The following is a 14600-nucleotide window of genomic DNA, read 5'->3' as shown; positions in this document are numbered from 1 at the left end:
ATGAGCGAGTCCTATCGCGTCGTCGAGCCGCAAACCGGGGTCCGCATCGGCTTCGGTGATGTCTGGCAGCGCCGGGAGTTGCTGGGGATGCTTTTCCAGCGCCAGATCGCCGCGCGATACCGGCAGATGCTGCTCGGCGTCGTCTGGCTGGCGCTGGAGCCGATGGCCCAGCTGGCGATGCTCACCATCGTCTTCGGCTTTCTGTTGCGGGTCGATACCGGGGGCTACCCCTATCCGTTGTTCGCCTTTTCGGCGATGACGGGCTGGTGGCTGTTCAGCAAGACGCTGATGTCCGTGGCGGGCAGCCTGCAGGACAACATCGGGCTGATCTCCAAAGTCTATTTCCCGCGCCTGATCCTGCCCCTCGCAGCCACGATGAAGGAACTCTTCGACGGTGGCGTCATGGTCGTGATCCTCGTGGGCTTGTCCATGCTCTACGGCTACCTGCCGACCGCAAAGATCGTGGTGCTTGTCCCGCTGTTCGCCTATGCCGCGCTGATCGGACTGGGCGTCGGCCTGTGGATTGCGACCGTGATGGTGCGATTCCGCGACGTGCGCCCGATGATGGGGCTCGTGCTGCAGGCGGGCATGTACGCGACGCCGATCGTCTATCCGGCGACCCTGGTGCCGGAGCGCTTTGCCTACGCCTACCAGTTCAATCCGATGTACTGGGTGGTCGAGCTTTCACGCTGGGCCCTGATGGACAAGCCCGTGGACATCGCGCCCCCCTTCTTCTGGTCGCTCGGCTTCGTCTGCGTGACCGTTTACGGCGGCCTGATGGTGTTCGCGAAAACGGAAAAGATCGTCGTCGATGTCCAGTAACGCAAGTCCGACCGTTCGCGTCGACGCCATCGGAAAGCGCTACCTGATGCCCCACGCTGTCCATGGAACCGGGACCGGCGGGCGCATCATGGCGCACCTGAAGGAATTCCTGCCGTTTCTCAGCCATCAGGAGGACGATTACTTCTGGGCGCTGCGGGACGTCTCCTTCGAGGTGAAGCCCGGCGAGGTGATGGGCATCCTCGGGCGCAATGGCTCCGGCAAGAGCACCCTGCTCAAGATCCTTTCGGGCGTTACGGCGCCGACGACGGGCAAGGCGATGCTGCGCGGCCGTGTCGGTTCCCTGCTGGAAGTCGGCACGGGCTTCCACCCCGACCTGACCGGGCGCGAGAACGTCTTCATGTCGGGGGTCCTGCTCGGCATCGGCAAGCGCGAGATCGCCGCCAAGCTCGACGAGATCATCGATTTTTCGGGCATCGAGCCCTTCATCGACGTTCCGGTGAAGCGCTATTCGAGCGGGATGTACGTTCGCCTGGCCTATGCCGTCGCCTCGATGTTGCACGCGGACGTGCTGATTCTCGACGAGGTCATGGCGGTGGGCGACGCGGCGTTCCGCGAGAAGAGCCAGCGCAACATCGAGCGGCTCGCCGGCGAGGGCCGCACGGTGCTGTTCGTCAGCCACAATGCCCGCGCGGTACGCAATCTCTGCCATACCGGGATCATTCTCGACAAGGGACAGTGCACCTTCCAGGGCTCGGCCGCCGATGCGGTGATCACGTACCTGCAAAAGATCCACCATTACCAGCCGTCCCAGGAGGAGCTGACGGCGACACGCTGGAACCTGGATGACGCACCGCGACTCCACGACGGCGGTGAGCGCGTCCTCACTTCCGTTTCGCTGCATGCGGCCGACGGCACTCCGGCACGGGAGTTCCACACGGGCGAGCCGATGCGCGTCCGCATCGGCTTCCATCGCTGCACACTGCGCCAGCCCTATTTTGCCGTCCTCATCCACAATGAATACGCCGAGCGCGTGGCGACCATCAACAGCAGCCATTTCGCGCCTGATCTGGACGCCCATGGCAACGGCGTGGCCGAATGCCTGATCGAAGATCTCCGACTGGGCGAAGGCAGCTACTACATGATGCTCGACTTCGGCCAATACGGCGGCGGGCGCGGCCTGATGACCTCCGCCGACTGCGTTCCCAACGCAGCGACGTTCGACGTCTCGCTCGGCGGCTATCTGGGCGGCATCGGCCTCGACGCCTTCCAGGGGGCCGCGCATCGGGCCCGCTGGTCGGTCGTCACCAGCACGAGCGCGGCGGGCTGAGATGGCTCTGCTTCCCCTCCTGCACAAACTGATGGGCAGCGGCGCGAGCGAGTCTTCGCCGGCGAGCGCATTCGTTGCGGTAGGTTATCCGAAGGTGGGTAATACGTGGTTGCGGGTCATGATGGGCAAGTATGTCCAGGAGATCGCTCAATCGACGGAATTACCTTTATTTGACGTAGGCGATCGCGACGCTCTGCTCCGCATGGTCGGCCCGGCAGCGGTCGGCTATTTCACGCATGCGCCGCTTGACTGGGCGGACCAGACAGCCGACGACCTGTCCTTCGAGAATGTTGTCCGTCCGTTTTGTGACAGGCGCGTGGTTTTGCTGGTACGTCACCCACTGGATACGCTGGCGTCGTTTCATAAACAACAGGTTCATAGGGCGCGGAAGAATGTCTTTCAAGGAAGTCTCGAAGCGTTCGTTCGCAGCCCTGTTTTTGGACTGGAAAAGCTGATCGCGTTTTATTCGATTTGGAACGAGCGTCGAAATGTTGTTCCATCCTTCCTGCTTTGGCGGTATGAGGATGCGAAGCGCGATCCGCATGCGTCTCTTCGTTCGGTGATCGAATTTTTGGGGTTGCCGGTCAATGACGAATTCATTACCGCTGCCGTTGGCTTCGGATCATTCGAAAGCATGCGGGAAATGGAAATGCAGAAGACGGCTCCGACATTCAAGTCGTCGGGACTAGGAATATTTGCGACAGGCGATCGGTCCAACCCGGACGCCTATCACGTTCGCAAAGGCAAGATCGGCGGCTATCGCGACGAGCTGCCTGTTGAGATAGCCAACGAATTTGAGGCGGCGATCAAGGATCGGCTGCCAGCCTATTTCGGATACTGATTAACTGCAGGAGTCAGGCCGCGCGTGCATGCATATGTTGTTGCAGGGCGGTCGAATGCCAAGGCGGAAGGAAGATATTTACCATGTACACAGAGGATGTTTCCCTGCTGGTTTGCCCCAGGACGGGGAATTCGCTTGAAATCGCGGAGATCGCGAAAAGCGCTTCAGATGGCGAATTGCTCGAAGCCACGCTGCGTACGAGCGATGGGACACACACCTATGCGGTGCGGAATGGCATACCCCGCTTCGTCGACGACATAGGTTACAACCCGACGTGGGATTTCAAATGGCGCGTCCTGGATGGCGGGCGCGGACTCAACTACAGAATCATAGACAAGTCCGACCCGGCCTATCAGATCCACGATCTGTTCGATCGCAATGCGCATGGCGGTGGCGCCTATGAACATGGACGAGGCGGTGTGGCGCTTGATGTCGGCTGCGGTGTCGGCCAATACAGCGTACGCCTGTTGCAGGACTATGGGCCAAGCAAGCTGATCTCGTTCGACCTGACGGGCGGGGTCGATGTGTTCCGGAAAGTTGTCGAGGAGCGTTATCCGGAGTTGAAACGGCGCCTGCTCATCGTCCAGGCGGACATTTTCGCGATGCCCTTCAAAAAGGAGTCGTTCGATCTCGTCTTTTCGCTGGGTGTGCTCATGCATACCGGCGATACGCGCCGCGCAGTGGGCAACATCCTCGATCTCGTCAAGCCGCAGGGTCACGTCAATTTCTGGATATATGGTTCGGAGCCAGTTGCCTATGCGGTCAGTGAGCCAAGTCGAGGATTCGTGCTGAACATGAGGACGATCACGGAAATACAAACCCGCTTCAGGCGCGTGCAATGGTGGATCCGCTTGTTCCGTAACCGCCTACCCCATGCCTGGACAGTCAACATACTGCGTTTCATGTCCTCCGATTTCATGTATCGACTGGTGAAACGTCCCAGATGGCGTTGGCTCTATCAATGGTTCCCGACGGTGGATCATCCGGACGCCGCTTATCGGCTGATCAACAACTACGACGGCTATGTCAACAAATGGAGCGACAGTTGGAGCGAAGGGGAAATATTCCCCCTGCTGCGTGACCGTGGCTTCGTTATTCGTGGCCTGTCCGAGTGGCGTCTCGGCTTCTGGTGTTCGAAAGATCCCGGCTTCTACGCAGAGAAGTGACGTGCCTGGCGAGTGGCGGCATGCTCCGCCGGTTTTCGGAGGGAGCATGACCGGGTCTTCTTCGACCAAGCATCCTTGCCGCCATTGGCACAGGGCAATGCGGCCGATTTTCATCATTCGCGGTAATCGCTAACCCATGTGTGGCATTGCGGGGTGTCTAACGCGGGAATTCGCACCATTGCCTGCGGCGATCGGCTCCCGGTTCAAGCAGGCGATCGCCTATCGCGGCCGCGACGGCAACGGCGAATGGACCGACGGCCGGCAGGCCCACCTCTTTCATAGCCGCCTGAGCATCGTCGCCCTCGATGACGGCGCTCAACCGATGAAGGACATCGATGATCGGCTGACGATCGTCTTCAACGGCGAGATCTACAACTACGTCGAGTTGCGCGCGGAATACGAGAAGCGCGGCGCCCGCTTCCACACCAGCAGCGACACGGAGGTCATCCTCGAAGGCTACAAGCTCAAGGGGGCCTCGGTGGTCAACGACTTCATCGGCATGTTCGCGTTCGCCATCTGGGACGAGGCGCGGCGCGAACTCTTCCTGGCCCGCGACCGCCTCGGCAAGAAGCCGCTCTACTGGACGGATGCGGGCGATCGCTTCTGCTTCGCCTCGACGCTGGATGCCTTCACCGGCCTGCCCGGTTGGACCGGCGAATTGTCGCGCGGCGCCCTCGATTTCTACGCCGCCGTAGGCAGTTTCCCGCTCGGCCTGACCGCCTTTCGGCAGGCGAGGTCGCTGCCGCCCGGTGCCACGGCGGTCGTGCGGCCCGGCGCGGACCCGATCATCGAGCGCTACTGGCGCCTGGATTTCTCGCGCCGACGCGCGATGTCCTGGAAGGCGGCCCTGGCCGAATACGAAGAGATACTGACCGATGCGGTCCGCTTGCGCCTTCGCGCCGACGTGCCGGTGGCGCTGACCTTTTCCGGCGGCGTCGACTCCGGGACCATCGCCGCGGTCGCATCGCGGAAGCTGGAAACGCGTCTGGCATGCTTTACCGTCGATTACCATACGGAGACCGATCCCAGCGAAGAGACGCTCGGCGCGCGCGAGGCGGCACGGCAGCTGGGCCTCGACTGGCATTTCCTGCATTTCGAGTATGCGGACGAATTGTTTCCGGCGCTGGATGCGGCCCTCGCCGCGGTCGATCAGCCGTTCAACAACGTGACCATCAGCTATTCGCAGCGGCTCTATGACGCCATCAGGCCCCATGCCAAGGTGGTGCTGTCGGGCAACGGAGCCGACGAAATCTTTCTCGGCTATCGGGGAAACGAGGACCTGCGGCGGCGCGACTCTGCCGCGTTGCCCGGCCCGTTGCGCCGCCTGTCCCGGTTCCTGCCGGAACAGCGCAGGAAGTCGTCCCGCCTCGCCGCCTATCAGCTCGACTACCTGCGCGCCAACCTCCGCAGCTACCCGGGCGACATTCCGGTCGAGGAGATGCTCGATGGCGTCGCAAGGGAGATCGACGCTTGCGGGGTCGGCGGCTATGGCGATCTCTATACCTTCATGGCGCTGAACTACTACACCTGCGATGCCAACTTCCGGATGCCCGACATCGCCGGCCTGCAAGCCCAGGTGGAGGTTCGCAGCCCCTTCCTCGATCACCGCATGGTCGAGTTCGCCGCGCGCTTGCCGATCAGGTTCAAGATCGGCGACATCGACAACGCGACCTACAACAAGCTGTTGCCGAAGCGATACTATGCCCGCCATGTTGCCGACGATCTCGCCTGGGCGGACAAGAAGGGCATGGGCTGGAACATCCGTTTCGGCGACAGTTTCGCCCGCGACCCGGATTTCCGCAGCGCCTACGAGGGTGCCTTGCAGGCCGTCGCCGGCGTGGGTCTCGATGCCGAGCGTTTTCGGGGCGCATGGGATGCGTTCACCCGCGACAAGCTTGCCGGCGTGCTTTTCCCACCGACCGGTGGCGTGATGATGGCGGGATTCATGCTCGGCCGCTGGCTGCAGGTGCATGACCGCGGGGCTGCCCGACCGGTGGCGGATGTTTGACAGGCCATGACCCGTTCGACCGGCGACGACATCGAGTTCCTGCCACTGGACGCCTCGCTCGAGGCGGACTGGGATGCCTTGGTGCGCGACTCGGACGACGGCTGGCCGTTCGCGCTGGCCGGCTGGCAGCGCATGATCCTTGCGGTCGAGCCTTGGGGCCTCACGGACCATAGCTTCGGCCTGGCGCAGCGCGGCAAACTTCTCGCGGTCATGCCCCTGCAATTCAGTTCCGCCGGACAGGTACTTGCTTCAAGCGGCTGGGGTGGCAGCGGCCCGATCGTTGCAGCAGGACAGACCGCCAAGCATCGCCGGCGTGTTCTTCAGGCGGTTCTTGGTCGCGCGGAGAAGGTGGGCAGCGATCTCGGCGCGAAGCGGCTCGATTTCTGGCTCTCGCCCGTTACGCGCAGCAGCATCCAGGCGCCTTGGGGCGTGAACCCCTTCGTTTTCTTCGGCTACACCGATGTCTCGAGCGTCGCCCAGGTGATCGACCTGGCACAGGACACGGAAACTCTGCGGCGCGGTATTGCCGAGACCGCTCGCCAGGCGATCCGCAAGGCCGAGGCGGCCGGCTGCGTCGTGGAAGAGGCGGCGTGGCCGGAGATGGTCGATACCTATTACCGCATCCACGTCGAGACCTACACCCGAACCGGCACGACACCCCATCCGCGCGCCTACTTCGAGGGCATCGCCCGCGAATTGTGGCCGCGACGCCATTCGGTGCTCTGGGTAGCGCGCGATGGGCGCGGCGAGCCGATCGCGTTTCACAACGCGCTGTGGTTCCGCGACGGAGCCTTCTATCACACCGGCTGTTCGACGGCGGAAGGGCTGGCGACGGGGGCCAATTACCTGCTGTTCTGGCGTGCTTTGCTCGCCGCGCGGGAAAGCGGCATCCGCTGGTACGACTGTGGTGCCATCTCCGCCGGCGAATCATCGGGCAAGCTCGGCGGACTCAGCGTGTTCAAGACCCGGTTCGGTGGCGAACCCCACCGTTTCTTCAATTGTTCCAAGGTGCTCGAGGCGCCCGCGGCCGTTGTCGGCAAGACGGGCCGCCGCGCCAGGATCGGCGGTCGGTTCGCGGCTTGGCTGGGACGCGAATAGGACCCGGAAGGCGCTCATGCCGCATCACGACCGCAACGACGGAGAACCATCCCGCGCGGGCGCCCGTACGGGCGCCCGCGAGGCTTTCGAGGGCGGGCAGCTCTATCCGGTGGAAACGGTGTGTCGCTCGCAGGACAGCGAGTCGAAGGAATACACGGACCGATTGCTTTTTGACAAGCTGGAAACCATCCGCCGGCACCTTCAGCCCGGCTTGCTGGTGGACCTGTGTTGCGCCACGGGCGAGCATATCGGCACACTGCGGCCGGCCGGGTCGGAAGCGGTTGGCATAGATTTCAGCGTCGCCTACCTCTCCGAAGCCGAGTCCCGGCGCAGGGCGAAGGGGGACGCAGACGTGTCCTATCTGGCCGCCGATGCCAGGGATCTGCCGCTGGTTTCAGGAAGCGTTGCTACGCTCTATAGCCTCTCGGCACTCTATCTGGTGCCAAATCTGGACAGGGTTGTAGCCGAGGTCGCTCGTGTCTTGCGCGTGGACGGCCGTTGCATTCTTGATCTCGGCAACAAGAACTCCCTTAATTCCTTTTGCGTCCGGAATTACTACACGGAGCTGCCTACGAGCTATCACCTTTCGGTCAAGGACATGATCTTGATCTGCGAAAGGAGTGGTCTCCGAATCGTCGAGCATCGGGCATTCCAGATCCTGCCCCTTTGGGCCGGCCGTCCCCGCTGGCTCTGGCCGCTGCTGCATCCCGTCTGGAAGCGGATACTCGGCGCGCGCATCGCCGGCCGCATGGTGGACGAATGGCTGTGCGGGCTGCCGCTGCTGCGCCGGCTGGCCTTTCGTCACCTGCTGGTGTGCGAGAAATGCTCGGAACGCTGAGATTCGTCCTGGCGGTGCTGGTGGTGATGAACCACCTTTGGCTGCCGACTGCGAACAAGGTAGGGGCACACGCGGTCCTCGGCTTCTACGTGATCAGCGGCTTCCTCATGACCCGCATCCTTTCCGAAGTCTATGTCGGCCCGGGGGGACGAATCCGCTATTTCGCCAACCGGTTCCTGCGGATTTTCCCGGGATACTGGTTCGTGGCAATTCTGACGCTGGCCGGCCTCGCGATGTTTCCGGGACACTTCGGCAATTTCCACAGCGCCATCCGCATTCCGCAGTCCGGCTACGAGTGGCTGCAGAACCTTACCCTCTTCGACCTCATCTATGCGCCGCTGCGCCTGATCCCACCGGCCTGGTCCCTGTCTGTCGAACTGGTGTTCTATATCCTCATCGGAACCGGCATCTCCCGGACGGCGGGCGGAGCCTGGGTGTGGTGGCTGGCGAGCGCCGGCTACACCGCGTACCTCGTTGCGTCCGGGGTGACTTTCGGCGAGCGCTACACGCCGCCAGCGGCGGCGTCCCTGTTCTTCAGCACAGGCGCCGTCGTCTATCACTACGCGAAGTCGCGGCGCGCGCCGCCGGCCGACGCGCTGCGATGGTGGCTGCTGCTGGCGGCCTTCTGCGCCTGGCCGATCGCCGTCGAGGCGCTGGGCTGGGATCCGCACATGATCGGTTTCTACGGCGCCTACGTCCTGTTCCTGCCGCTGTTCGCCTGGACGGTGCGGGCGGCACCATCAGGGGCCGGCAAGAACGGCGACCGTTTCCTCGGCGACCTGGCCTACCCGGTATTCCTGAGCCACTTCGCTGCCGCCGGCCTGGCCAATCTGCTTTCCGGAAACCGCCTGGCGCACCAAAGCTTCGCGCATTTCCTGCTGTCGCTGATACTTTGCCTCGGCCTGGCCGTGGCCATGGCCAGGTATCTCGATACGGCCGTCAATCGCCTGCGCGACCGGATCAGGCCGGCAAGCTAGTCGCGGAGCGACGGCGGCGCTCGAGCGTCAGCAAGGGTAGCCGAGCGCGGACAAGTCGACCCCGATGCGCCGGGAGAGCCGTGCGTTGGATGCGGCATAGACGCAGGCCAGGTGTTTCAGGGCCTCTTCGGTCGTCATCTGCCACTGCGGCTGCTTGCGGCCGAGCAGGCGGTCGAAAAGGCCGCCGGACTGATTTGCTGCCCCGACCTTGCGCGTGGACATGAGTGCCCCCAGCGCGCGGCCGCGGTTGAAGTCCTTGTCTTCACGACGGTAGGGGAGATGCTCGACGCCGAGAAATTGGCAGAGGTCGCGCAGTGCTGCCCCCTCGTCGCGCTCGATGCGTTCCATCGGCAGGACGAGGACCCGCTCCGGGCCGAACAGCCGGTCGTAGATTTCCACCACGCGATCGAACATCGCCACGTCCATTACCACCTTGCCCTCGGGTGTCGACAGGAAGTCGAGCAGCGTCTCGCGGCCCGCAGGCAGCTGTTCGAAGTAGTGGCGGTAATTCGAGTCCAGCCAGCCCGCCTGGTTGCGGATGGTAAGCAGTACCTTGGCATCGGGCACCACCGCCCGGACCCGTTCAGCGACAGTCACGGGCGCGGTGAAAATGTGTTCCGCGTTCAGCGGGGCATCGACCTTGATGAAATCCCGCGCGTTCCAGGCGTCGAGCCCCTCGAGCACGTAACCCATGCCGATCGCCTCGTACATGTCGATGCGGCAGGGCTTGCCGGGGTCGTCGGCGAACAACGCCTCGTAGCGGCTTCGCACGGCGTCGCCGCCATGTCGTGCGACGTCGGCGGCCGCCGTCTGGAAGAATGTGCCATGCCGCGTGCAATGGATCTCGGGATGGTTGTAGAAATAGTGGCGCAGATAGGTGGATCCGGTCTTCTGCAATCCGATGTAGACGACGCCGGGCGGGTATCCAGGTTGCGGCATGGGAATTTCTGATGAATGGTAAAATTTCCTCCTTTTAGCGTGCTGCGCCCGCGCTTGTCAAATCGGACCTCCAGCCGTGCCACGCCTTCTCGTCGTAATTCCCGATCGCCTGTCGGACATCATCGCCAAGGGAGAATTGCAGCCGGACTATTACAACCCCGGCCGCGTCTTCGACGATGTGCATATTCTGATGTGCAACGATGACCGACCGGACCCGGAGGCGTTGAAGTATCTGGTGGGCGGCGCGGCGCTGACCCTGCACAACTATCCGGACGACCTCAATCTGGTCGGACGTCGCCCGGAATGGATGACGGAATGGCGCTTGCGGCGTTGGGCGCGCGGGGGTGTGGACATCGCCAGACGCATCCGGCCCGACTTGATGCGCTGCCACGGCGCCGACTGGAATACCTACCTCGCCAGCCGCATCAGGGCGGAACTGGGTATCCCCTACGTCGTCAGCCTGCATATCAACGCGGATGTCAATCCCGTGCGCCGCTATCTCAAGCCTCAGCTGAGTGCAGCCGAGGCGAGGCATAACCGGTTCTACGAGCATCTCGAGGCCACGGGTTTGCGCAATGCCGACCTCGTGATGCCCGTCTATCGTCCTATCCTGCCCTACCTGAAGCGCCTGGGCGTGGCTCGCGTCGAGGTTTGCTACAACGTACTGAACGGGCTGCACCTGAAGAAGAAAGCCGATTACCGGCTTCACCAACCGGCGCGCATCGTCTATGTCGGGCGATTGCTCGAGGAGAAGAATCCGGAAAACATCATGCGCGCCCTTGTGAGGTTGCCGGACGCCGAGTTGACCATCGTCGGCGACGGTCCGATCAGGCCGCGTCTGGAGCAACAGGCGATCGATCTGGGAATTTCGGATCGGGTGATTTTTCGGCCGGCGGTCGCCAACGACGAGTTGTGCGAATTGTTGGCGGAACAGGACATCTTCGCCGTGCACACCGAATATTGGGAAATCAGCAAGTCCGTGCTCGAGGCCCTGCTGACCGGCCTGCCCTTGGTTATCAACAAGCGGATCGGCGAGCCTGTTCCGGAGCTTGAGGGTGACTTCGCCGTGAAGGTCGATAACACCGAGGAGGAATATTTCGCGGCGTTGCATCACCTCCTGCATGACGACGCCGCGCGCGGCGAGCTGGGGCAGCGGGCGTTGGCCCATGCGCGGGCGAATTGGGCTCCGGAGGTCACCGAAGCGAAATATGCCGCGATCTATCGGTCCTTCCTGGGGCGTCGCCCATGACGGATCCGACGATATTCCGCTGCCCGGCGTGCCATTCGGCGCCGCTCGTCGCCATGCCGGGCACGCTGTCGTGTGGCGCGTGCGGCAAGACCTTTCCAATGGAGGGCGGCGTTCCGCTTCTGGTGGCTGATCTGGCCGCGCACGAGGGGGCGATGGCGCAGGCGCGCGCGGTCAATCCCGACTGGTATCGGACGGAGCAGCCCCCGGAGGCCGCGAGCCCCTGGCGCCATCATCTGAAGAAGCGGCGCCATTACGTCACATCCGTTCTCAAGCGTGAGCTGGCGCAGCGGGGCCGGGCGCGCGCCCCCCGCTTGCTCGACCTCGGTTGCGGCGACGGCACCAACCTGCTGTGGCTGAAGGACTTTGCCGAGAACCTTTACGGCAGCGATTACAATCCTGTCCGTTTGGCGCGGGCGCATGCCCGTTCCCCCGAAGCAACGCTCTTTCTGGCCGATATCCTTGACTATCCGGCCGTCGACGGCTGTTTCGACGTCGTGTTTTTCAATCACGTCATCGAGCACATTCCAGATGACGGCGCCGCTCTGGCAACGGCTTATCGCATCCTTGCGCCGGGGGGGCTGCTGATTCTCGGTACGCCGAACGAAGGTTCCTGGTGGTGGCAGCTGGCCTACCGGCGCGCCCCGGAAATCCGGAGGACGACTGACCACGTGCATTTCTACACGGCGGAAAGCATTCGCGAGAAAATGCGGCAGGCCGGCTTCAGCGTGTTCGAGGTCGAGCACATGGGATGGGGTCCCCCCGACTGGCACCTCGACGGAAAGTGGCGTCAACACAAGTGGGTCGATGATCTTTTCGAAATCCTGGGACGCACGCTCGTTCCCAACCAGGCATCCTCGCTGTATCTGCTTGCCACGAAATAACAACGGATTCCATGCTGACAGCACCGCTTCATTCCACCTTTCCGAAACTCGACGGCCGGCTGCTGATCGTCGTCTGCAGCTACCGGGGGGGATCGGTAACCCGCCACCTTTTTCGCTGGCCAGGACGCTACCTTGGTCCGGCAGACTCGGCAGGCTTGCCGACCGCCTGATGTTCTTGAATCTGCGCCAGTTCATCGCGGCGAATCGGGACTTTTTTGCCAACGCGAGAACGCTGGCATACCAGGCGGGATTGGTAGGCGAGCTTCTCGGCATGTCCGCCCCTGCCCAGGTGACGATCGCTCTCGACAGGGCATTCGAAACGGATGCGGCAAGGTCGACGCTTGAGCCCTTCGGCAGCGTGAGCCTCCGCGATCCGGACGATCTGGCTCGTGGCTGCGACGATGCGGATGCGGTCGTCGTCGTATATCCGGATGCCCTCGGCCTGGGGTGGGAGCCGCTGGAAGCGCGGCTCGCAGGGGCCAACGCATATCTCTTGAACGGCCGGCGCAGAATCCAGCCGTTCGACGCCCGGGCGCGACGCCGGCTGCGCTGGCGCCGCCTTTTGGCGACAACCCGAATCCCCGAACTTGCGGCGTCCGTGGCCGTCGTTCCCGTTGCCGCCGTTCTGGCCGCGTGGGACGCGATGCGAGGCAAGTCCTGAGTCCCGATCCTATGCACGAGAACAATACCTCCGACAAGAAAAAGGCCATTCGCGACTGGTGGGCCGGCGCGCCGATGACCTATGCGGAAGATCACGGCCACGTCGAGTACCGCCTCGACGATGGCACCATGGAACGGGTGGAGATCGGGTCGCGCCGCTTCTACGAGCTTGCCGACGCGGTGTTCCATCGCTGGAACGAGCCGCTGCACGATGCGACCGGAAAGTTCGGCCGCATCTTCGACTTCGAGAAGTATCGCGGCAAGCGCGTTCTCGAGGTCGGTTGCGGCATGGGATGCATGGCCGGCCATTGGGCCGCGCACGGCGCGGACATCACCGCCATCGACCTGAATCCGGTCGCGATCGAAAAGACGACCCGGCGCTTCGGGATCTTCGGCCTCAAGGGCGACATTCGGGAAGTCGACGCCGAGACGCTCCCTTTCGCCGACGGTACGTTCGACTTCGCCTATTCCTGGGGGGTGATTCACCATACCCCGGGCATTCAACAGGCGGCCCGCGAAATGTACCGGGTACTCAAGCCCGGCGGGCGGCTGGCCCTGATGCTCTACAACCGCAACTCGGTGCTTTACAAGTACTTCATCTCCTACCAGGAGGGTTTCGTAAACCTCGAGCGCGAATTCCTCGACGAACTGGGACTTGGCAGTCGCTACGGCGATGGCGGGCGCCAGGAAGGCAACCCGCATACATGGCCCGTCACGCACGAGGAGGTTCTGCGCGACCTGCTCCCGATGTGTGAAAACGTGTCGATCAAGGTCTTCGGCACCGACGTGCCGGAGGCGCTCAATACCTGGTTTCCGCGGCTCGGCCAGCGGCTTCCCCTGTCCTGGCGCAAGGCTTTGGCCCGCCGGTGGGGGTGGAGCCTCTGGATCACTGCGGACAAGGCGGCCTGATGGGTGCGGTGAGCCTGCTGCGGCAACTGCTGCGTCCGTTGCGCGGCCGTCAGGCGCCCGAGGCGACGTTCCCGTCGCTGAAGCCACTGGACGACTACGTGGCTGCGGCGCGGAAGCTCGGCCTGGAGCGTCCCTGCCTCTTCCTCTCGTTCGATTGCGATACCGATCTCGACGCGGATGCCGCGGAAGAGGTTCATGACTTTCTCGAGTCTCTGGGGATCAAGGCGACATATGCCGTTCCCGGCGCCCAGCTTCTGAAGTCCCCCGCGCCCTACCGGCGGTTGGCCGAGCGGGGCGCGGAATTCATGAACCATGGCGGCCTGCCCCACGCGGAGTGGCGCGAGGACCAGTGGGCCGGCATCACCTTCTACGACTCCATGACGCCAGAGGCGGTCGAGGCCGACATCCGGCGCGGCCACGAGATCGTCACCGAGGTGATCGGCCGTGCGCCACTGGGCTTCAGGGCCCCGCATTTCGGTTGTTACCAGAAGCCGCAGCAGGTCGACCTGCTGCATCGCACCGCGGCCAGTCTGGGTTATCGATATTGTTCGACGACCATCCCCTCGTTCGGGCTGAAGTTCGGCCCCGCTTATGAAACGCATGGCTTGGTCGAGGTCCCCTGCTTCGGTTCGGCACGTTACCCGGAAACCATTCTGGATTCATGGACGTATCTGACGGATCGTAAGAGCTATGCGCTCGGCGATCAGTATTTGGAACTGATGACGGAAACCGTCGAGATGTTTCTGGATCGACAGATCCCCGCGGTACTGACCTGGTACGCGGATCCCTGCCATGTGCTCGATCAGCCGCCATTCATTCGCGCGATGGAGTTGTTGGCGAAGTCGGGCGTCGCGTCGGTTGCCGGTGCAGAGTTGGCTGCATTGGTCTCCGGCAGGCACTAGCACTTTACTCACTCAAGGAATT

Annotated in this window: 14 protein-coding genes; 13 read left to right on the top strand and 1 reads right to left on the bottom strand. The window is 63.1% G+C overall.

Annotated features, from left to right (window positions below; genetic code table 11):
• The 8 genes from EJE94_RS02745 (at position 1) to EJE94_RS02710 (ending at position 9038) form a co-directional block, all read left to right on the top strand.
• The gene (locus EJE94_RS02745) at positions 1–822 is read left to right on the top strand and encodes an ABC transporter permease (RefSeq protein ID WP_121239947.1); all 822 of its coding nucleotides are present in this window, start codon (positions 1–3) and stop codon (positions 820–822) included.
• Positions 812–2110 carry an ABC transporter ATP-binding protein gene (locus EJE94_RS02740; RefSeq protein ID WP_121239946.1) on the top strand — a complete coding sequence of 433 codons (1299 nt, stop codon included), beginning with the start codon at positions 812–814 and terminating at the stop codon, positions 2108–2110. The genes EJE94_RS02745 and EJE94_RS02740 overlap by 11 nt, the downstream gene beginning before the upstream one ends.
• Position 2111: 1 nt before the next feature.
• A complete protein-coding gene (locus EJE94_RS02735; RefSeq protein ID WP_121239945.1) occupies positions 2112–2951 on the top strand; it encodes a sulfotransferase domain-containing protein in 840 nt (279 codons plus the stop codon).
• Between the two features lie 83 nt (positions 2952–3034).
• Complete coding sequence (locus EJE94_RS02730) at positions 3035–4117, top strand: class I SAM-dependent methyltransferase (RefSeq protein WP_121239944.1); 1083 nt, start codon at positions 3035–3037, stop codon at positions 4115–4117.
• 136 nt (positions 4118–4253) lie between these two features.
• On the top strand, positions 4254–6125 hold the full coding sequence (gene asnB, locus EJE94_RS02725) for an asparagine synthase (glutamine-hydrolyzing) (RefSeq protein WP_121239943.1): 1872 nt from the start codon (positions 4254–4256) through the stop codon (positions 6123–6125).
• A 6-nt stretch (positions 6126–6131) separates the two neighbouring features.
• Positions 6132–7223, top strand: coding sequence for a lipid II:glycine glycyltransferase FemX (locus tag EJE94_RS02720; protein WP_121239942.1), 1092 nt, complete (start codon positions 6132–6134; stop codon positions 7221–7223).
• Between the two features lie 16 nt (positions 7224–7239).
• Positions 7240–8061, top strand: a complete 822-nt coding sequence (locus EJE94_RS02715) for a class I SAM-dependent methyltransferase (RefSeq protein WP_121239941.1) — start codon at positions 7240–7242, stop codon at positions 8059–8061.
• On the top strand, positions 8046–9038 hold the full coding sequence (locus tag EJE94_RS02710; protein WP_121239940.1) for an acyltransferase family protein: 993 nt from the start codon (positions 8046–8048) through the stop codon (positions 9036–9038). Before EJE94_RS02715 ends, EJE94_RS02710 begins: the two co-directional genes overlap by 16 nt.
• 27 nt (positions 9039–9065) lie before the next feature.
• Here the strand turns inward: EJE94_RS02710 and EJE94_RS02705 are convergent, their stop codons facing one another.
• Entirely contained in the window at positions 9066–9977 is a 912-nt protein-coding gene (locus EJE94_RS02705; RefSeq protein WP_121239939.1) for a sulfotransferase, read from the bottom strand.
• A 76-nt stretch (positions 9978–10053) separates the two neighbouring features.
• Between EJE94_RS02705 and EJE94_RS02700 the strand changes: the two genes are divergently transcribed.
• The 5 genes from EJE94_RS02700 (at position 10054) to EJE94_RS02680 (ending at position 14578) form a co-directional block, all read left to right on the top strand.
• Positions 10054–11226 (top strand): glycosyltransferase, encoded by a 1173-nt coding sequence (locus tag EJE94_RS02700; protein ID WP_121239938.1) that lies wholly within the window; start codon positions 10054–10056, stop codon positions 11224–11226.
• A complete protein-coding gene (locus EJE94_RS02695) occupies positions 11223–12107 on the top strand; it encodes a class I SAM-dependent methyltransferase (protein ID WP_121239937.1) in 885 nt (294 codons plus the stop codon). Before EJE94_RS02700 ends, EJE94_RS02695 begins: the two co-directional genes overlap by 4 nt.
• Positions 12108–12276: 169 nt before the next feature.
• Positions 12277–12768 carry a hypothetical protein gene (locus EJE94_RS02690; protein ID WP_124962387.1) on the top strand — a complete coding sequence of 164 codons (492 nt, stop codon included), beginning with the start codon at positions 12277–12279 and terminating at the stop codon, positions 12766–12768.
• Positions 12769–12779: 11 nt separating this feature from the next.
• Positions 12780–13676 (top strand): class I SAM-dependent methyltransferase, encoded by an 897-nt coding sequence (locus EJE94_RS02685; RefSeq protein ID WP_121239935.1) that lies wholly within the window; start codon positions 12780–12782, stop codon positions 13674–13676.
• Positions 13676–14578, top strand: a complete 903-nt coding sequence (locus EJE94_RS02680; RefSeq protein WP_121239934.1) for a polysaccharide deacetylase family protein — start codon at positions 13676–13678, stop codon at positions 14576–14578. The genes EJE94_RS02685 and EJE94_RS02680 overlap by 1 nt, the downstream gene beginning before the upstream one ends.
• Positions 14579–14600 lie beyond the last annotated feature (22 nt).

The sequence above is a fragment of the Sulfurisoma sediminicola genome (genome assembly GCF_003865015.1).
Lineage (GTDB): Bacteria > Pseudomonadota > Gammaproteobacteria > Burkholderiales > Rhodocyclaceae > Sulfurisoma > Sulfurisoma sediminicola.
This window is presented reverse-complemented; position numbering and strand designations above follow the sequence as displayed.

Bases quoted from the DNA above. Each gene is read 5' to 3' on its own strand.
- EJE94_RS02695 (WP_121239937.1), top strand. From the start codon at position 11,223: ATGACGGATCCGACGATATTCCGCTGCCCGGCGTGCCATTCGGCGCCG.
- EJE94_RS02710 (WP_121239940.1), top strand. From the start codon at position 8,046: ATGCTCGGAACGCTGAGATTCGTCCTGGCGGTGCTGGTGGTGATGAAC.
- EJE94_RS02730 (WP_121239944.1), top strand. From the start codon at position 3,035: ATGTACACAGAGGATGTTTCCCTGCTGGTTTGCCCCAGGACGGGGAAT.
- asnB (WP_121239943.1), top strand. From the start codon at position 4,254: ATGTGTGGCATTGCGGGGTGTCTAACGCGGGAATTCGCACCATTGCCT.
- EJE94_RS02715 (WP_121239941.1), top strand. From the start codon at position 7,240: ATGCCGCATCACGACCGCAACGACGGAGAACCATCCCGCGCGGGCGCC.
- EJE94_RS02740 (WP_121239946.1), top strand. From the start codon at position 812: ATGTCCAGTAACGCAAGTCCGACCGTTCGCGTCGACGCCATCGGAAAG.
- EJE94_RS02745 (WP_121239947.1), top strand. From the start codon at position 1: ATGAGCGAGTCCTATCGCGTCGTCGAGCCGCAAACCGGGGTCCGCATC.
- EJE94_RS02720 (WP_121239942.1), top strand. From the start codon at position 6,132: ATGACCCGTTCGACCGGCGACGACATCGAGTTCCTGCCACTGGACGCC.
- EJE94_RS02690 (WP_124962387.1), top strand. From the start codon at position 12,277: ATGTTCTTGAATCTGCGCCAGTTCATCGCGGCGAATCGGGACTTTTTT.
- EJE94_RS02680 (WP_121239934.1), top strand. From the start codon at position 13,676: ATGGGTGCGGTGAGCCTGCTGCGGCAACTGCTGCGTCCGTTGCGCGGC.
- EJE94_RS02685 (WP_121239935.1), top strand. From the start codon at position 12,780: ATGCACGAGAACAATACCTCCGACAAGAAAAAGGCCATTCGCGACTGG.
- EJE94_RS02705 (WP_121239939.1), bottom strand. From the start codon at position 9,977: ATGCCGCAACCTGGATACCCGCCCGGCGTCGTCTACATCGGATTGCAG.
- EJE94_RS02735 (WP_121239945.1), top strand. From the start codon at position 2,112: ATGGCTCTGCTTCCCCTCCTGCACAAACTGATGGGCAGCGGCGCGAGC.